This is a genomic window from Paraburkholderia unamae, assembly GCF_003268775.1.
GTDB lineage: Bacteria > Pseudomonadota > Gammaproteobacteria > Burkholderiales > Burkholderiaceae > Paraburkholderia > Paraburkholderia unamae.
In genome coordinates this window covers 321,395-340,184 of sequence record NZ_QLSU01000007.1, presented here as the reverse complement: position 1 = coordinate 340,184, position 18,790 = coordinate 321,395, and the positions used below count along the sequence as shown (strand labels likewise).

At 58.2% G+C, this 18,790-nt stretch carries 14 protein-coding genes; 8 read left to right on the top strand and 6 right to left on the bottom strand.

Annotated features, from left to right (window positions below):
• Positions 1-378: 378 nt before the first annotated feature.
• Genes C7401_RS14715 through C7401_RS14705 form a run of 3 tightly spaced genes read right to left on the bottom strand, consistent with a single transcriptional unit; the run spans position 379 to position 5,932 of the window.
• Positions 379-3,372 (bottom strand): AAA family ATPase, encoded by a 2,994-nt coding sequence (locus C7401_RS14715; RefSeq protein WP_112172103.1) that lies wholly within the window; start codon positions 3,370-3,372, stop codon positions 379-381.
• Positions 3,369-3,962, bottom strand: coding sequence for an ABC-three component system middle component 1 (locus tag C7401_RS14710; protein WP_112172102.1), 594 nt, complete (start codon positions 3,960-3,962; stop codon positions 3,369-3,371). The genes C7401_RS14715 and C7401_RS14710 overlap by 4 nt, the downstream gene beginning before the upstream one ends.
• A 2-nt stretch (positions 3,963-3,964) precedes the next feature.
• On the bottom strand, positions 3,965-5,932 hold the full coding sequence (locus tag C7401_RS14705) for an ABC-three component system protein (RefSeq protein WP_146757926.1): 1,968 nt from the start codon (positions 5,930-5,932) through the stop codon (positions 3,965-3,967).
• An 899-nt stretch (positions 5,933-6,831) separates the two neighbouring features.
• On the opposite strand from C7401_RS14705, the gene C7401_RS14700 reads away from it, so the two are divergent.
• From C7401_RS14700 to C7401_RS14685, 4 genes are all read left to right on the top strand, one after another.
• Entirely contained in the window at positions 6,832-7,260 is a 429-nt protein-coding gene (locus C7401_RS14700) for a hypothetical protein (protein ID WP_112172100.1), read from the top strand.
• 179 nt (positions 7,261-7,439) lie between these two features.
• A complete protein-coding gene (locus tag C7401_RS14695; RefSeq protein ID WP_112172099.1) occupies positions 7,440-9,005 on the top strand; it encodes a recombinase family protein in 1,566 nt (521 codons plus the stop codon).
• Positions 9,002-9,904, top strand: coding sequence for a ParB/RepB/Spo0J family partition protein (locus C7401_RS14690; protein WP_112172098.1), 903 nt, complete (start codon positions 9,002-9,004; stop codon positions 9,902-9,904). Before C7401_RS14695 ends, C7401_RS14690 begins: the two co-directional genes overlap by 4 nt.
• Positions 9,901-10,782, top strand: a complete 882-nt coding sequence (locus C7401_RS14685; RefSeq protein WP_112172097.1) for a plasmid partitioning protein RepB C-terminal domain-containing protein — start codon at positions 9,901-9,903, stop codon at positions 10,780-10,782. The genes C7401_RS14690 and C7401_RS14685 overlap by 4 nt, the downstream gene beginning before the upstream one ends.
• 1,021 nt (positions 10,783-11,803) lie before the next feature.
• Here C7401_RS14685 and C7401_RS14675 read toward each other — a convergent pair.
• On the bottom strand, positions 11,804-12,112 hold the full coding sequence (locus C7401_RS14675) for a helix-turn-helix transcriptional regulator (protein ID WP_220092826.1): 309 nt from the start codon (positions 12,110-12,112) through the stop codon (positions 11,804-11,806).
• A 217-nt stretch (positions 12,113-12,329) separates the two neighbouring features.
• Between C7401_RS14675 and C7401_RS14670 the strand changes: the two genes are divergently transcribed.
• Together C7401_RS14670 and C7401_RS14665 are read left to right on the top strand one after the other, a co-directional pair.
• A complete protein-coding gene (locus C7401_RS14670; protein ID WP_258397067.1) occupies positions 12,330-12,881 on the top strand; it encodes a hypothetical protein in 552 nt (183 codons plus the stop codon).
• 12 nt (positions 12,882-12,893) lie between these two features.
• A complete protein-coding gene (locus C7401_RS14665) occupies positions 12,894-13,469 on the top strand; it encodes an HAD domain-containing protein (protein ID WP_309251994.1) in 576 nt (191 codons plus the stop codon).
• A 704-nt stretch (positions 13,470-14,173) separates the two neighbouring features.
• On the opposite strand, the gene C7401_RS14660 is transcribed toward C7401_RS14665, so the two are convergent.
• Both C7401_RS14660 and C7401_RS14655 read right to left on the bottom strand, forming a co-directional pair.
• The gene (locus C7401_RS14660; RefSeq protein WP_258397066.1) at positions 14,174-15,586 is read right to left on the bottom strand and encodes a YifB family Mg chelatase-like AAA ATPase; all 1,413 of its coding nucleotides are present in this window, start codon (positions 15,584-15,586) and stop codon (positions 14,174-14,176) included.
• Between the two features lie 221 nt (positions 15,587-15,807).
• Positions 15,808-16,065: an accessory factor UbiK family protein gene (locus tag C7401_RS14655; RefSeq protein WP_112172093.1), complete on the bottom strand. Its 258-nt coding sequence runs from the start codon at positions 16,063-16,065 to the stop codon at positions 15,808-15,810.
• 558 nt (positions 16,066-16,623) lie between these two features.
• Here C7401_RS14655 and C7401_RS14650 point away from each other — a divergent pair.
• Together C7401_RS14650 and C7401_RS14645 are read left to right on the top strand one after the other, a co-directional pair.
• Positions 16,624-16,962 carry a P-II family nitrogen regulator gene (locus C7401_RS14650; protein ID WP_028209287.1) on the top strand — a complete coding sequence of 113 codons (339 nt, stop codon included), beginning with the start codon at positions 16,624-16,626 and terminating at the stop codon, positions 16,960-16,962.
• An 89-nt stretch (positions 16,963-17,051) separates the two neighbouring features.
• Positions 17,052-18,548 carry an ammonium transporter gene (locus C7401_RS14645; RefSeq protein WP_112172092.1) on the top strand — a complete coding sequence of 499 codons (1,497 nt, stop codon included), beginning with the start codon at positions 17,052-17,054 and terminating at the stop codon, positions 18,546-18,548.
• Positions 18,549-18,790 lie beyond the last annotated feature (242 nt).

The following is an 18,790-nucleotide window of genomic DNA, read 5'->3' as shown; positions in this document are numbered from 1 at the left end:
AGATGAAACTCACCTATGTGCCACGGACGTCAAGGCTCGCCGTGTTCGTCCTGCTTGCATGCGCGGGTGGCGCCGCTCCCGCGCAGGACACGTTATCCGACGATCACCGATTGGCTCCTATACGGCGATCCCTGACGGCAATCCCTAGATTGCATCTTGCGGCAGTTTTCTCGCCGCAATCAGCCGTCGGAGTTTAAACTTATCGGGCGACCCAAAAAATGCCGAATTCGCTTAAAACAGTCATTTCCCAAGACCTGTTTTTGGCCGCAAGATGGCGAATCTATAGATCCGTCCCTACCAGTGCACGAAACCAAACCTCAGTTAGGGCTTGGCTCGCGCTCAGCGAGCATCAAATCGACGCTCGTAAAAATATCGGCATTATTGAATGCGCTGTTTCGAGCTCCCCGCTTGCGCGGTGACGCCATTTTCAGTCGGCACGAGCGTCCAGATCTTGGCATCGATTCCGTCGTTTTGCAGCTTGCGCAGGAAGTAACGTGCCTGCAGAGCGTCATGGGTAGCGATCAAAACCTGGAAACCATGATCAACGATGTAGTCACGCAGCAAATCGAAAACAGCAGAGGCATGCACCAGGTCGTGGTGCTGAGTCGGGTCATCCAACAACAGTGCTTTCCAAGGAGACCACTGATGACTCATGGCCATTGACAGCAGGAAGGTCAGTTGAAGATCTGTCAACTGTGCCTCACTCGCAATATCAGGTACCGGTACCGCTTTATTGCCAAGCGGTACAGAAACGCCGGCACGATCCTTGTTATACGAACTGAAGAACTTAAGGCTTGCCTCGTGGAACCTGGACTCCCGCACGACTCGTTTCAGCAGCGCCTGCCAGCGGGGTACCACCTTGCCGACATGCTTCTGAACGTTCTCAATTTCTTTCTTGAGCGAGCCGTCCAGCAAATCCATCGCGTCCGAGATCATGGTCAATCGCAAGAAGCTGGATCGCGCCGCGTTGATGCTGTCATTGAGGAAAGCTTTGAAGGCCTCTTCTGAACGGTCAAGGCGCTGAGCATCAATCAGCCGCTGGGCCAGTTGTGATTCATTCAACTTGGCCCAAGCAGAAATTTCCACCCCAATGCCTTCGAGTGCTGAAACATAGCCCTCGAGGAGGGTCAACGTGGCGCGCAGCGTCGCTTCACGGGCCTGCGCAGCTTCCGCAAGTGGGTCGTCGGTCAACCCCAGCTCTTGCCAGCTTGCTCGGAATTGCAGAAGGAGCGTTTGAACCCTTCTGATTTCTTCCTCAATCCCCTGGACAAGGGTTGATGACTCAAGCAACTGATGCTGTTGGGTGTCCAGGGCGGATTGCACAGTCCCGACCTTACCGTTCAGGTCGCTGATCTGCTGTTCCAGCTGAGCTTTTGCTGCTGTGAGTTGCTCGAGCGTTCGAGCCAGCGGTTGCCCAGAGGTAAGCGCGGCCAGTGCGGCGACTGCTTGATCCAATCGTGTAGCCGCTTCGCTCTGTTGAACTCGGGCCAAGTCAAGCACGTGCTGTGCCGAGTTGAAAGCTCGCTCGGTTTGTTCAAAGGCTTCAGGAGTAGGGAGAGCGTCCAATGCCGCTCGCTGATCAGCCAAACGCTTTTGGGCAGGAGCAATGTTATCGAGTTGCTGCCTGAGCGCCTCTCTTGCCAACGGGAGCGAGTCACTAGCCAAAATCGGATCGGTACGAAACTGCATAACTTGCCGTCCCAGATCCTGGCGGCTGGACTCCAAAGCACCTAACTCCCCTCGTGTGAGGTCTAGTGCTTGCTGCGCTTTCTTAACCGCGACCTCACTGGCCGTCATCGCTTCCACCGCAGCTCGCAATTGCTGCTCAGCCGCAGTCAAACTCGGATTGATCGCTTCAAGGGCTTGAGCCACACGGGACTGAAGCTTGGCTGCACCATGCGGCTCCAGGCAAAGTGGGCATTGATCTTGGTCAGCAGGAAGATGTTGCGCTATGGATGCAACGGCCTGACGGATTGCGTTGGCGGAAGCACTGAGCATCTCATAATGTGATCGGGCAGTGGCCTCCGCGGCTTTACACGTCTCATACGAGGAACGTTCGGCATCCCGATCTGTGCTCTGTTTATCGATGAGCACTTCGAGAGCAGTGATTTTCTGGACGACCTCGCTGATCCGCTGCTCTGTGGCCTGCCAGTCGGCAAGCATTAGTCGACCCGCGTCCAGGCGCTGCTCCGTCTGGCTGATTCCCTGAAGCTGGACGTCAATCTGAGCATGCTGGTTACGAACACGTTGGTTTTGCTCATGCTGCCCGCGAAGTACATGAGAATTTTTTTCCGCGTCACGCAGGGCAGCAATCGCCGACGTCAACGCGTCATTACGGTGATCGATCTCCTGTTTGGCTGTGGTTTCTCCAACCAGGCGCTCAAGTTGCTGCCCGATACTGGTAAGTTCTTGCTGTGCAGAGTGGATACTGGCCTGATGCTGCTGCAACACGGCACTGCCTTGAGCCCTTGAAGTTGTGTGGCGGTCAAACGTCTCACTCGCCGCCGTGAGGTCTGCATTGAGCTTTTCAAGCTGCTTCCGCGCCGCCACGAAGCTTTCAACAAGATCATTTACCAAGGCGAGGCTTGAGACATGCTGCCGAGCCCGCTCGACCTTTCCTTGCACAATCTCGGACAGTGCGGAGTGTGCAAGCGTCAACCCCTCCTGGCTTACAGGTCCGGTCAACAAGCCAGGTGGAAACTGGCTCAGGCTTTGCGTCTGGTTTGCAGCATCAGAGAGTACGTCAGCAATTCGATCGCGCGGGCGTAATGCACCTACTGCACCAGCAGCAGCGATGTCACGCTCCTGAAGTAGGCGAATCCACTCGTTCAATGCAGTCTCATGCCTGATCAACACTTCCTCCGCACGGGCTTTTTGCTCCGTCAGCGACCGTCGCGCAGCAGCAAGGGTGGCACGAGCTTTAGAACCGTCGCTACCAATCGGAAGCTTAGCCAGCTGGGATCCGGCTTCCTTTTCTTCCGCATTGACGATCCACCCGTTCTCCCTTTGATCCAAAAGGTGGGTTAGGCGCAGTAAGAATGGGATATCACTTGCGGACACATTAGGAAAGACGCTGCTTAAATCCCCGTTCTGGCTGACCTCGCCCGCCGCAGTCACTCGTGATGTCGCGGTCAGCTCAGTAAAATTTAGACTGACTGCCGCTGCGGTCTGATCGTCACGAATGATGTGGGCAATGTCGTCACGTAGCCGTGCGATTTTCCCGGTCAGACCAAACTCGATCGCCTCAAATACCGTTGTTTTGCCCGTACCATTCGGTGCGAGCAAAATAGTCGCCCCGGGACTCAGCTCAATGGTGACGTCAGACCCGAATTTACGCAGGTTCGACAGGGTGATGGAATTCAACTTGCTCACGGCTGAACCTCGCTATCACTCAGCGAATCGGTGAGTACACGCACGACATCCGCTCCGTTTTTGTTGGTCAGAAGCTGCGCTCTCCAGGCAGCGATGTGGGGCGCCGACCAAGGGCGTGCAGCGGACAGCGTGTTCAGCGCAGATACCAAAGGGTCGCTCAGCGTCTCGACATCGCCAGCAGGATCCAAGGCCGCCAGGAATGTCCGGTTAAGAAAATCACCAGCGGCTTCAGATTCGCGCACAACAACCTTGCGGCAAAACCTGTCATCAGTCTCAATCCGCGCAGCGTCATCTTTAGAGATATCGCTGATCATCAGAAACATATAGAGGTCGGCAGTCTCAGGCTCCGGTAGCACATCCCGGACATCGGCAGCCCATTGGTTGGCAGCTTGCAGGGCCGTTAATGGAAGCTCGATGAGCAAAACCGTCCGCCAACCCGCCAGTTCGATGTGGGAGCGCTTGAGGCGAACAACATGCGAGTTGTATTCGACCTCAGGCAGCATAAGCTCCGTTACGTCCGTGGGACACACGTCATACCGACCCTCTACACGCTGAATGATTGCGCCAGTCAATTCTTGCAGTGTCAGCATGATTAGTCTCTTTCCCCATAAGATTGGATTGCATCTTCGCGCGCATCGCGCCAAGCATCCCAATGACGTTTAAATTGCCCCTGCAGCTGGGCGAGTGTCCCGGTTCGCAGGTACTTGAGTACCCCAAATCGTGTCACCAGCAACCTGGGCTGTCGCTCAGCTGCCATGCTATTACTTGTTTCAAAATCATCAGCCATGCCGGACTCGAGCAAGCTCGTGGGAGACCCTTCGACGCCTGCAAGAATGACCACCGGCGCCGGTGAAGGCCCCAAAACAGCCATCAGGTCATCGGCAAGAGGCCTGGCGCCGGTGTGATCGCCTGAAGCGCCTGACCAATTCTTCAACGCGATGCTGAGAACTTCCCCAAGATCTGGAATTTCGCGCCAATTGCCATCGTCATTACCGATCGCAACGCACACCAGAAGCAGCATCAAAATAGCGGTTTCCATCAGATCTGCAGTACGAGGCCCGACGCGCAGCGCGTGCTTCACGTCCAAACCTTCTGTTTTGGGGTACATCAGTTGCCCAAACAGCGAATCACGCGCAGCAGCGTCAGCTGTAAGCTCAGCGGCCCAAGAGCGCCACTTCGGTTCCAATGCTGCCAGCAATGGCGTGTCGGATACTGAGTTCAACCTGGCCGCGATACGGGCTTGTAGCTGCTCCCACACAAGATTGTTCATTGCCCTGTGAAGTGCTGAAGATTCATCTCGCGTTTCCAGGATCGTCGAGAGCTCGCGACCCGACGCACAGGACAGCGCCTCAGAGTTGTCTATCCAAGGAAGCTCATCAAGGTCATTTTCGCTGATGCCAAGCGTTCTACCCAACTCATTCCCAGCGCCTTGGCGCCAAAGCGGCTCACCCAAAAGCAGGCAATGACTCCCGTTTTTCAAGTGCAGGGCCAACCGAAGGATGGCCGAGGGGAGGGCCACGGTATTTGGCGTAGGCGGGCAATAGGTAGCGTGCAACCGCAGCCTTCTGTTGTTACCGCCCGCTGCCCAGTGGTGAGAAACAACTTCCGTGGCAGCATGGGCCGCGGGCAAGCTCGTCGTACCATTTAAGTTGTGGGTGCCGGCGACCATCCAACTCTGCGCAGCCAGCGGGTTCATGAGGTACTGCGTCCAGGTCTCAGCATCTGACCGGCGTGCGTCTTTGAGATGGTTCACCATCGCATGACAGCTGATGGCGTTAACATCTGTGGTATTTGTAGAGATGTACCCTACCAGCTTCTCAAGGGTTGCCCCGGGATCATTGAAGTGCCGTCCTAACGACTCGCATGCACGATCTTCAAGGTTCTCGTCACTCCCGACGGCATGGATAGTGAGTGTCCGCATCGTTTGGCGAACGTGATCCCAGTCGGTAAAACCGCACCAGGTCGTCAACCATTTATAGACATTTTGCGTTGGCGTATCGGCGCGGCTGGAGAGCGCGGCCAAGTCAAGGCCATCCTGCTTGCAGAGTCGACAAAACTCATTCAGGTGGTTGGCGGTAATGAAATCACTAAGTTTGCCCTTGATAGTGACTTCTAGGCCGAGCAGGATGAGCGAAAAGGCACGGACCGGCGTATGCTTAGACTGCGGAGTGAGACTCCAGGCAGACAAGCTCTTCATGGCCTTATCAAGCTCAGAATCGATGGTGCTATCAGGAGGGGCAACTGGCGTTGCACTCGCTGCCGCATTGCTGCTGGCCTTGGGTCTATAGGACCTGATGTAGTCGGCTTTATCGATGTGCTTATCGCTGAAGGGGGTCGTCTGCCGCTTGATCTGGAAGTGCTCGTAATGCTCATCCGCATGGTAAATGACTACGTCATCCCATTCACCGATACCGCCCTGCTCGGCACCGATCAGCAACGGTGCAGTGCGTCCCTCCAGGTATTTGTCCACCATGTCCGACAAACGTTGAGCAATTACCAGCTTCTCGTAACGGCTTTTTTGCTCAAGCCGGAACCTTCTTATCATTCTGAATCCCTTCAAGCATTTCGTTACCCAATACACCGATGGAAGGTGGCTATATAATAGCGAGACGGCTTGGCCGAAGAAACAGAGCTCTCAACGTCTCCCCGTAATTAGTAGCAGTTGGCATCAGAGTCCAGCCTGCGAGCAGTGAACTCAGCGCTGTAAGAAAGCTACCTGGTTCAGGCTTGTTACAACAGGCTGCTTTTGGCCGAAGCCCGATGAATTTCGCTGTGGCCGCTTTCAGAATACCTTGACCGCAAGCGCGGCCCGTCGGATAACAATTCCGAAATCCCGGGATACTTTCATCGATGGGAGCTTAAGTAAATGAGTCGTTATGATTGTCTACGATCTATGTGCCGAGGTCGAGTGTCCGAAACTGGCCGATCCGGACTCTCTCAAATCCTGCACTGAAGTTTAACCTCAATGTCTGTTGTTCAGCCACTTTTGGTCATCGGTTGCCGGGTGGCCAATGACCGCTTCGGCCGACGACCGAGCGTTCGTCTTTTACGATTCGATGGCCGGTTACGGGGTGTAGCCGACGCTTGAACATCCAAGCAACACCGCATGTGAACGACGGCTTGTGGCCGAGTGCCGACTCATGCGTTTTGCATCGATGGGCGAGTGAGCATCCTCAGGCGACTGACTCAGTGCGACCCAACTCGGTCAGTAGCACCATCGGCGCCCCAACGTCCGCTCTTGATGCAATCTCCGTCTGTTGGATAGGCCTCAGTTTGTTTTCGGCGTTGCTATCTTTGCAGATGACGCACTGCGGCGTGGCGCTCCTTGTATTTTATGTGGCCCTATTTAAAAATCGTGGGACAGCCATGCATCGGCCTTTGTCATGAGGAGCATATGGCCTCGTGCAGGCTCGCCACTCGGACCAATCGATCAGATAGTCTGCCCTTGCGAGGTTGCCCATGAACGAAGATCGAACGTGCGCGGTGTGTGGCCAAATATTCCTGCCTCGAGCGCAAAGCCCGAGCCAGAGATATTGCTCGAAACGAGATTGCCAGCGCGAGCGAAAAGCCCGATGGCAAAAACAGAAGATCAAATCAGATCCGGATTACCGCGAGAACCAACGGCACGCCCAGGCTCGGTGGAGTGAATCGCATCCAGACTATTGGCGAACTTACCGCGATACACATCAGGCTTATAAACAACGCAATCGCGAACTACAACGGATCCGCAACAGCCAGCCCAGACATATTGCAAAGATGGACGTGTCCGCCCTCGATGGGCGCCTATGTACCGGGTTCTATGTGCTTGCGCAGGCGGTGTGTGACGATATTGCAAAGATTGGCGCCTGGATTGTCCATTTGACGGTGATCTCTGATCTTTCCGGTTAGCCATTGAATATTGCAAAGAGATGACACGTAGTAGTCGTGGTGTTCGCCTGTTACCGTAGAACGGCGCACTGCCGGCTTTCGTCTTCTCAATTCCATGAGTCACGATAGCGACTGGCGTCCGAACATCCCTGCACCGACATCACGCAGCTCGACTAACCAGCTTCGTCCGGGAGTGCACTATGCCAGTCGAATTCAACGCTGAGTCACTTCAAGATCGGGAGAAACTGATCTGTGCGGTGGAGTACGTGCGTATGTCGACAGAACATCAGCAATACTCGACGAGCAATCAGCAGGACAAGATTCGAGAATACGCAACCAGACGCGGATTCTACATCGTCAAGACGTATGCTGACGAAGGGAAGAGCGGGTTAAGAATCGACGGTCGAGCCGCATTGCAGAGACTGATATTTGACGTAGAAAGCGGGCAGGCGGATTTTCAAGTCATCCTGGTGTACGACGTCAGTCGATGGGGGCGATTCCAGGATGCAGATGAAAGTGCCTACTACGAGTACGTTTGCCGTCGTGCGGGCATTCAGGTCATTTATTGCGCCGAGCAATTTGAGAACGACGGGTCGCCTGTTTCGACAATCGTTAAGGGTGTAAAACGTGCCATGGCCGGCGAGTACAGCCGCGAATTATCTGCAAAGGTGTTCGCCGGGCAGTGTAGGCTAATCGAGTTGGGATTCAGGCAAGGCGGCCCAGCTGGGTATGGGTTGCGGCGCATCCTGGTGGGTCAGGACGGTCTAATGAAGGCCGAGCTGGAACGCGGGCAACACAAGAGCCTTCAGACTGACAGGGTCGTACTCATGCCCGGTCCGGCGGACGAGGTACGCATCGTCAACCTGATCTATAAGTGGTTTGTTGAAGAATCGCGAAACGAGCATGAGATCGCCGCGCGCTTGAACGCCATGAAGGTTAAAACCGATCTTGATCGCGAGTGGAGTCGATGTACAGTCCACGAGATACTCACAAACGAAAAATACATCGGCAACAACATATACAACCGCACATCGTTCAAGCTCAAGGTGCGTCGGGTCGTAAATCCCTCTGATATGTGGATCCGCAAAGACAGCGCGTTTCCATCTGTTGTGGCAAAGGATGTTTTCTACACTGCTCAGGGCATACTGCGAGCTCGTGCGCGTCGATATACCGACGAGGATCTGATTGAACGCTTGCGCGTCCTGTACAAATCCAGGGGGTTTCTCTCTGGCCTGGTTATAGACGAAGCCGAAGGGATGCCGTCCTCATCAGTGTACATCTACAGATTCGGCAGCCTGATTCGCGCCTATCAGGCAGTTGGTTTTACCCCCGACCGGGATTATCAGTACATCGAGGTCAACCGCTTCTTGCGCCGTCTGCATCCTGACATCGTGCGGGAGACTGAAGAAAAAATCACAGAGGTAGGCGGAGATGTAACGAGAGACTTAGCAACAGATTTGCTGAAAGTCAACCGCGAGTTCACCGTATCACTGGTCCTTTCCCGGTGCCAAATTACTGCCAGCGGCAAGAACAGATGGAAGGTCCGATTCGATGCAGGCCTGCTTCCAGACATTACCGTCGCCGTTCGCCTTAATGATGGTAACGATGCTCCACTCGACTTTTACCTCCTTCCGCGACTGGACTTCGGACAAGCTGGGATCCGGCTTGGAGACTGTAACCCTATTGAATTCGAGAGTTACAGGTTTGATACGTTGGATTACCTATATAGCATGGCGGAGCGAGTGCGCCTGAGGAGGGCAGCATGAGTGCGTCGAGAAGTGCCGGTGAAATTCGCCTGATTCGTCTGGACCGAATAGAAGTCTTGAATCCACGAGAACGAGGCAGCCGGGTATTCGAGGAAATTGTTCGCAACATCAAGACCATCGGGTTGAAGAAGCCCGTTTCTGTGACGCCTCGGATTGACGCGAGCGGAGTCGAGAAATTTCTCCTTATTTGCGGAGAAGGCCGTCTAAAGGCTTATCAGGCATTGGGTGAGGAAGAGATTCCCGCGCTGGTGGTTGATGTGTCAGATGAAGACGCATTCATCATGAGTCTCGCGGAGAACATTGCGCGAAGGCAACATCATCCCCTTGAGCTGCTATCCGGAATCCGTCAATTGATGGATAAAGGGTACTCGATCAGGTCAATAGCAGAAAAAACTGGCTTGAACCACTACTACCTGCAACAGATATGCAATTTGCTGCGTTTGGGCGAAGATCGCCTCCTTGTCGCAGTAGAGAGTGGCGCGATTCCAATCAATGTCGCGGTCACAATTGCTGGGGCGGGAGACGACGACAAGGCTGTGCAGGCGGCTCTTCAAGGCGCTTATGAGAGCGGCGCGCTACGCGGTCGCCAACTGATACTTGCAAGGCGGGTAATTGACAAGCGGCAGCGTTTAGGGCGTGCTGCCGCACGCACGAGCACAACGACGCATGCTCATGTTTCGACTACGACTGTCATACGAACCTATCAAGACGAGGTCAAACGGCAAACTGCGCTGGTACGGAAGGCAGAGTTCTCGCAACAGAAATTGCTGCTGGTAGTTGGTGCGTTGCGCCAGTTGCTAAGCGATGAGAATTTCGTCAACCTTCTGCGGGCGGAAACGCTTACCACGATGCCCAAATACCTCGCAGAGCGCGTGTGGCCAAGCGGGAGCCACGTATGACCGGGGTAACGCTTGGCTTTGTCCCCGAGCCGGTCATCGTCGCGGTCGACGATATCCTGCCGACGCGCAAGTTTCCATCGAGCGCTTTGAAGACGCGCAAGTTCCGGCAAATTGTATCGTCGATCTCCGAAGTGGGACTAATAGAGCCACTATCTGTAACTGCGAGAGACGCAGTAACGCGAAAATACCCGCTGCTCGATGGTCATCTGCGTTTGCTGGCGTTGCGAGAACTGGGGCGTGCAGACGCAGCCTGTCTTGTAGCAACAGACGACGAGGCATATACCTACAACAATCGTGTGAACCGTCTCGCGACGGTACAGGAGCACTACATGATTCGCAGGGCGATCGACCGTGGCGTACCACCGAGCCGCCTGGCGAAGGCATTGGGAGTCGACGTTAGCCATCTAATTGCACGGATCACGTTGCTCGATGGATTGTGCCCGGAAGCCATCACGATGCTAAAGGATCAGCAGTTTTCTCCCGCGCTTTCGAAGGCTTTGAGGAAAATGAAGCCGACGCGTCAGGTAGAGTGCGTTGAGCTAATGGTTGCGGCGAACTGCGTGACGGCGGCATATGCAAATGCGCTCTTGGTCGCTACGCCTGCGAGCGCTCTTGTCGATGGAAAGAAGCCGTCCAGGATTGCGGGAATGACCCAGGAGCAAATCGCCAAGATGGAGCGGGAAATGTCAAACCTGCAGGCGCAGTACAAGCTCGTCGAGCAAACTTACGGGCAGGACGTCCTGAATCTTGTGCTCGCCCGCGGATATCTCGGCAAGCTGCTGGAGAACGAGGCAGTCACAAATTACCTGAGCGCGCATTATCCTGAGTTGCTTAGCGCGCTTGAAGCGATAGTTGAAGTTGAGTCAATTGAACAATAATAGGGGCGCAGCCGCCGGAGTGAATTCAGTAGAGGTTCGTCTCCAGCCTGTAGTGGAGCTCTGATCGACGGAATCGCGATTCTCGTCGGGACAACATCGCCAGTTTGATTTCTCGGCGGCATAATGTTCAGTCGCATGGACGTCATGGGTGGCCGCAGGATGCAAGCCAAAATCAGGACGACGCCGATTGACGACGAAGCTAGGGCGGAGCTGCTCACTTTTCTCGTGATAGGGCAGCTTTTCGCGCTCGCAGTCAGTGGAGCGTGGCTGCGGACCGATCATTTGATCGAGTCTGCGCAGATATGGATGAGTTCGAACGGCGTTCAGTGCGACTGGCTCGAACGCGCCAGGTTGGTGGCGGCCTCACGAGAATTGGCTGTGACGATGAGAGCATGGCCCTTTCCCAAGGAGGAAGCCGACCTTCTGCGACTTTTCAATCTAAGGGCAGGTTGGTTCCTGGACTATCGGTCGGATGTGGTCCAGAGGTTACACGCATTTTGCGCAGCACATTTGGCGCAACGCCGTTGAGTTTGCTACTCAATTCCGACAGCGTGGGTGGTCTGACGGCCACTAGTGCCAAGATTCCTTTCTGGAGCTGTCATCCGTTGCTCCACTCTCGGGTAGCAAATTGCTTGTTGTTGGCGCTTGCAATGTGACGTGTTCTCACACGAATCGAGTGACTGCTTGCAGTCTCAAGAAGACATTTGGATCCCAGCAATTCTTTGTTCTCGAACGGCTGATACTGGCCGACCTCTGCCCGACGTGGCCACGTGAAACCGGCCCTGAGCAGACAATTCGTGCCTGAGCCCGAATACGTCCGCTTACAGATTGCCTTCATCCATTCCGTTCAAGTGGCATCGCGCTTCAGAGTTCGAGCCACGCCGGAATGCCTGAATAGGGGCGGTAACGGCAAGTTCAAGGCGCTTAATAGCCGCGGCAATATTTCAATACCAACGCGATTGCACGTCGTCAGGAGCAGATCGAGCAACGTATCCATGGATTGCCCGCCACGGCACTATGGTTAAGCACGAGATTTAGCGGGAGAGTTGCTGCCGGATGCCGTTACTCGTCGCTGCGTCGGCTTGCGACGCGCTCTTTTCGAATTTGGTGCGTTCTTCAGGAGCGTCTCCACGCTTGCCAGCAGATCGCTAGGCGCGCACTTCAAAGCCGCTGCGAGCGCAAAAATCATCGTCAGTGTTGGCTGGTGCTGCCCGAGCTCGAGCATGCTGACGTAATTTCGCCGGATGTCCGCCTCAAAGGCGAGTTGCTCCTGAGTGAGTTGGGCGCGAAGGCGATACTCACGCAAGACCGCACCGAACGTTTGGGCCAACTCCAAATTTTCCTCCCAGTGAAATGGGAGAACTGTTGCGTTGGCGCTATAATTTGTCTTCCTAGTAAACTGGGAATTGAAGGGTGTTTGAGCAGTCAAACTGCCCGGGAATGAAGGGACTACGGGAAATTTCTAGTTCGGCCATTTTCTAGAATGATTCCGGGCGGGTAGCGATCAATCGTGGCTCGGTGAAGAAGCTCGCGCGATAGCGGTTGCCGTGGCGCTCGCCGATCTGGATACCGAATCCATAGGGCTGGTCCGCAGATTCCCGATGGCTGAGGAATTAGAGGTGGTTGATTTTATGTTTCTGATTCGGAAGGAAAACCGTTTGCCTCTCCAGTCGACGATAGCAGGCGAGGGCGCGGGCATATGGGCTGTTGCAGAGCAGTGGACGCCCGGGGAAATGTTGGTCCTGCGTGTATCGGAGAAACGCGCGCGTGGCCTGCCGTCCGTGATCTGGATGGATCTCACGTCTGGAGCAGCCGCGCTGGGCCAGTTTCTCAGTGGCGATAACGTGTTGCGTGGAGCCGCGGTCGTGAGTACGCGCAGAGGACGCCCGGTTGAGGACTGGTATCTGGATCCTCTGAGCGAGATCCGGGTTGGGGCGACGGAATATGGCATCGACAGTGACAAACAATTGCTGTCGGTTACGCAATTCACCACATCTGACGGGCGCAAGTTTTCTGTGCCTCATGCGCTCGCGACCCGCCGCGCACGTGGAAAACGCGTTTGGCGAGCGAAGAAGCAAGCCGCGCCGACTACCTGCTGAACCGGGGCATCTGTGCAAGGAGCTGCGCGTGCATTGCCGGGCATTCCGGACCGGGATGGAAGTTGGCTGCCGCAGCATCGCGGTGGTGTCGTGCTGTATCTCGATTTCGATGGGGTCCTTCACCCTGAGAACGTCTGGCGCCGTTTGCGCACTGGGCCGTATGTCGTAAGTCCGGCCGGACATGAACTGTTCGAACACGCGGAGCTACTCGTGCGCTGCCTTGAGCCGTACCCTGCGCTGCGCATTGTGCTATCCACAAGTTGGGTGCGCGTGTTCCGCAGTGTGCAAAAAGTCGCTCGGCGCCTGCCGCCGGATTTGCGTAGCCGGGTGATCGGAGCAACCTTTCACGGCCGAATGGATTCAGTCCGCTTCGGCGCTTTACCGCGAGGTGTGCAGGTCTGGGGCGATGTATGCCGACGCAAGCCAGTGGCTTGGCTGGCACTCGACGACGATGATGCGGGGTGGCCGGCAGTGTGCCGTCGGAATCTGGTACGCACTGATCACGTACACGGCATCAGCGCACCATCAGTCCTCGCGGAATTGCAGGCGCGGCTCGGGGCGATGCACGGGCCAGAGGGCTGGCTGTGATAGCGGCCATTATCGAGGGCAAGTTCAAGGATATGTGTGACCGACAACCAGGTCGGATACGTGGCCGGAGATGATTGCCGCACGCTCTCACGACGGTGCATCTTCACGACTTTTCTCCCAGCGGCAGGTGCAGCCGGTGTTTTACGGCAGAGTGTGGAAACCAGCATCCTCTTGCCGTCCCGTCCGGCGTGTCGAAATACGTCTGTATCCTGTAAAGATGTGGTCCACGAGCATGTATTGAATGGGGGCGGGGTGAATATGGGTCTATTTCGTGATTGTCGTGGCTCGCTCGCAGATCGAGCTAAATATGCTGCTCCCTCGGAGTGCCGATCCCGCCATTGCGTTATCCCTGAAGCGCGGGCTGGAGGAGTTGCTTGCGGCTGCTCTGGCGTTACCCGGGTTCGATGCAGGGATTCTCCAGAAGGCCGATGACAATACGGCTGCCCTTACTGGTCTGGTGGTGCCTGGCGCTCCGTTGATAGAGGAATGCATCCGTCGCCGGAAGACAGCGCAGGAGATTTTTGCCCATGGCGACTGGCTCACGGCAGGGCAATTCAATGCGCTTCAGGCCGTGCCGTCTGCCCGTCTATCGCATCCCACCAGTGACTGGAAACGCCAAGGCCGAATATTCGGTGTGAAATGCGGTAACCGAGAGTACTTTGCAGGTATGAATTCGACTCTATGTGCCAGCCGCTACCTGTCACCTAGGAGGTCTTGAAGACGCCGGGGCCGGTAGCTGGAGGACCGCGACCTGGTTTCACTATCCCAACGGGTGGATTGCCGGCGGCGGCGAGCACCGCGGCGTGCCAGTCGCGCCGAAGGACGCGCTTGATCGGTGTAATGATGTCGTTCAGGCTGCGCTCCGCGCCTGTGCGGCATTCACAGCGTGATGACTGGACTAGCCCCAGTCTAGCAAGCGCAATTGTATGCTCAGTTGAGGCCCAACTTGGCACTTTATTCGATCCTCGTTTATCGCACTCCCTCCTTGTACCTCCCTCAAAACCCGCGGAAAAATATAGCTGAAGACAGACAGCCCAAAGACACCTAAACAAAGACTCGTCGAGAAAAAGCACGCCCAGGTGCGCGAGCGTGATCTCGCCCGGCTGCGGCGGATTGCGCCCGCCGATCAGCGCCGCCGCGCTCGACGAATGATGCGGTGCGCGAAACGGCCGGCGTCGCCATTGCTGCGGCGTGAAGCCGATTGCGCTGGCCGAGAGGATGGCGGCGGACGCCAGCGCCTCGTCGTCGGTCATGGGCGGCAGCAGGCCCGGCAGGCGGGCGGCGAGCATGGACTTGCCCGCGCCGGGCGGCCCCACCATCAACAGATGATGACCGCCCGCCGCCGCGACTTCGAGTGCGCGGCGCGCGCCGCGCTGGCCGATCACGTCGGCCATGTCGGGCGGTGCGGCGCCTGGCGCGGCTTCGAGGTCGCTGGCGCGCACGGGTGCGAGACGCGCGTCGAGCGCCGTGCCCGCGAGGTGGGCGCACAGCGAACGCAGGTCCGCCACGCCATACACGGCGACGCCTGGCACGAGCGCCGCTTCGGCCGCGTTTTGTGCGGGCAGATAGAGCTCGGGTGTGCCGGGTCTGTTGCGCTGTGCGAGCGCGACGCAGGCCGTTGCTTCGTCTACCTCAGTGTCAGGATTCCGAAAGATTTCGCCGACGCCAGAATCATCGGCGGGTGAAACCGTCACGTCGTCGTACGCAACATTGTCCCGATGGGCGCGCGCCGCGCCGCATGCCATGGCAAACGCGCCGCGCATGGGCCGCACGGCGCCGGTGAGCGAAAGCTCGCCCGCGAACTCGCGATGCGCGAGCGAGGCGGCCGGGATCTGCCCGCTCGCCGCGAGGATGCCGATTGCGATCGGCAGGTCGAAGCGGCCCGACTCTTTGGGCAGGTCGGCAGGGGCGAGGTTGACGGTGATGCGACGCACGGGAAAGTCGAAGCCGCAGTTCGAGAGCGCCGCGCGCACGCGCTCGCGGCTCTCGCGCACTTCGAGGTCGGGCAGGCCGACGATGGAAAACGACGGCAACCCGTTGGCGAGATGGACTTCTACGGTGACTTCGGGCGCGCGGCCAGCAGCCGGCGCGCGGCTGCGCACCACGGCAAGCGACATGGGATTCTCCGGAAGGCGGGCACGCGGGAGCGGTGCGCGCCGCGTACGCGTTGTGTAGACGCTTCGTACACGTACCGTGCGCCGTGCATGCGCCAGGCTGGTGAGGCGTATGCCCCTTTACGGTTCCATTTCGTTGCGCGTACGGATCGCTTGCGGTGATGCGTCAGTCAGCCGGGCACGTGCGCGCAGGTGAGTGAGCGCCAACGTGCACGGCAAAATGATCAGGACGACTGGTGAGTCACCGGCAGCTTCTGTTCGAGCTCGGCCACGCGGCGTTCGAGCTCTTCGAGGCGTGCGCGCGTGCGCACGAGCACCTGCGTTTGCGCGTCGAACTCCTCACGCGTGACGAGCTCCAGCTTCGAAAAGCCTTGCGAGAGCATGGCGCGCACATTGCGCTCGACGTCGCGCGCCGGAGAGTTCTTGAGCAGATCGCTCACACGCGACTGCAAATCGTTGAATACGTCGTTCGGTTGTTTCATTCGGTTCCCCTTCGCTGCACAAAAAATGTGCAAATTTCGTTTCGGCTGTGCCCCGCTTCGGATCGTGGTCGATCTTGGTGCGAACCGGCCGGCGCGCCGGCGTGCGTGCGCGCAACTGGTGCGCAACGCCCGCCCGCGTGTGATCCCTGTCCGCTGCCGGCCGCTTGTAGCCCGCCGGTAGCCCGTTCATAGCCCAGTGATGGCCATCTTGCGGGGCCCCACGCGGGAGCGAAGCCTCAGAACACTGTAGCAACGTTCCCCCCGCGACGCCACCGCGCGCGCGCCACGCTGGCCGTTCGGCCAGGGCCTTGCGCGCCGCGCCCCTCAAGGCGCGGACCGGCATTGTCCCCGGCTTTGGCCGAGCTTGCATCGAAGTCCGTCACACAGGGTTTGACGTGGGGTGCAGCAAATTGGCACGGGTGTTGCTACTACTGCCCCGCGCACCGAACGACAGATGACTCGCGGTGCGCCGGCGAAGCGGAGGCGAGCACAGGCACCGCACGCAAGGCGCCCGTAGCAGAAGCAAACAAGACATGAAGCAACCACAGCGAGGACTACATGAAACTGATTACAGCAATCATCAAGCCGTTCAAGCTCGATGAGGCGCGCGAAGCCCTCTCGGCGATCGGCGTTTCGGGGATCACGGTGACGGAGGTGAAGGGCTTCGGGCGCCAGAAGGGGCACACCGAGCTGTACCGCGGCGCGGAATACGTCGTCGACTTTCTGCCGAAGGTGAAGATCGAGGCCGCCGTGGCCGACGACATCGTCGAGCAAGCCATCGAGGCGCTAGAGCGCGCGGCCCGCACCGGCAAGATCGGCGACGGCAAGATTTTCGTGACGCCGATCGAACAGGTGATCCGCATCCGTACGGGCGAGACGGGCGCCGACGCGCTGTAAGGGCGACCCGCGGTCATGGGACCAGAGTCAAGGCCGCAGCGCCGGCTCTGGTCGACACACAGAGAGACAAGAGGAAAGAGGAAACCGAGATGCGCAAACTTTTGATGTCCTTGCTGATGGCCGGCTCGCTGCTGGCCGGCGGCGTCGGCGCCGCGCTGGCGGACGACGCCTCCGCTCCGGCCGCGGCCTCCGCGCCGGCTACCGCCGCGTCGGCACCTGACGCTTCCGCGGCCGCACCGGCGTCCGCACCCGCCGCCGACGCCGCTTCGGCTCCGGCTGCCGCCGCAAGCGCGCCGGCCGATGCGTCGGCAGCCGCAGCAGCAGCGGCTCCCGCCGCGCCGACCGCGCCGTTCTCGGTCGACTCTTCGAAGATCAACTCGGGCGACACCGCCTGGATGCTGACTTCCACCGCGCTCGTGCTGTTCATGACGATCCCGGGCCTCGCGCTCTTCTACGGCGGCATGGTCCGCAAGAAGAACGTGCTCGCCACGCTCATGCAAAGCTTCGCGATCACCTGCCTCGTCACGATCATCTGGACGGTGGTGGGCTACTCGATCGCGTTCACGCCGGGCGGCTCGTTCATGGGCGGCTTCTCGCGCGTGTTCCTTGAAGGCATGAACTACATCAAGGGCGACAAGGCGACGACGCTCACCGTGAGCCACCTCGCGCCGACCATCCCCGAGAGCGTGTACTTCGTCTATCAAATGACGTTCGCGATCATCACGCCCGCGCTCATCACCGGTGCGTTTGCCGACCGCATGAAGTTCTCGTCGATGCTCGTGTTCATGACGCTGTGGTCGATCATCGTCTACTCGCCGATCGCGCACATGGTGTGGGAACCGACCGGCTGGCTCGCCAGCGCCGGCATCCTCGACTTCGCGGGCGGCACGGTCGTGCACATCAACGCCGGTATCGCGGGCCTCGTGTGCTGTATCGTGCTCGGCAAGCGTGTGGGTTATGGCCGCGAAGTCATGGCTCCGCACAACCTCGTGCTCACGCTGATCGGCGCGGCCATGCTGTGGGTGGGCTGGTTCGGCTTCAACGCGGGTTCGGCAGTCGCCGCTGACGGCCGTGCCGGCTTCGCAATGCTCACCACGCAAATCGCCACCGCCTGCGCGGCGCTTGGCTGGATGTTCGCGGAGTGGATCGCCAAGGGCAAGCCTTCGGTGCTCGGCATCGCTTCGGGCGCCGTGGCCGGTCTCGTGGCCGTGACGCCGGCGTCGGGCTTCGTCGGCGTGCTGGGCGCGATCGTGATCGGCGTGGTGGCGGGCGTGGTCTGCTTCTGGTCGGCCACGTGGCTCAAGCACAAGTTCGGCTACGACGACTCGCTCGACGCGTTCGGCGTGCACGGCATCGGCGGCATCATCGGCGCCATCCTGACCGGCGTGTTCGCGGTCAAGGACATCGGCGGCGCCGACGGCAGCGTGATCCTTCAGATCAAGGGCGTGGCCACGACCCTCATCTACAGCGGCGTGGTCAGCTTCATCCTGCTGAAGGTGATCGACATGGTGATGGGCCTGCGCGTCACGGAAGAAGAAGAGCGCGAAGGTCTGGACGTGATCCTGCATGGCGAGCGCGTGGAGTAAGCGTCTCGTGCCTCAAGGTTTGATGCAGTGTTGATGTAGCAAGGCAGCAAGCAGCAGCGACCTGGGCCCGCCTCTTTGGCGGGCCCTTTTTCTTGGCGCCGCCGGAGCGTAAAAAGAGGCGCGGCGGGAATAACGCATGCGCCCGTGCGTTCGCATAGTGCCCCTTCAAACCGTGTGCCCAATTGCGTCCAGCCGGGTGCGCGGTCCAGAATGGATATCCGGCGTGAGTTTTCCGCGCGGGC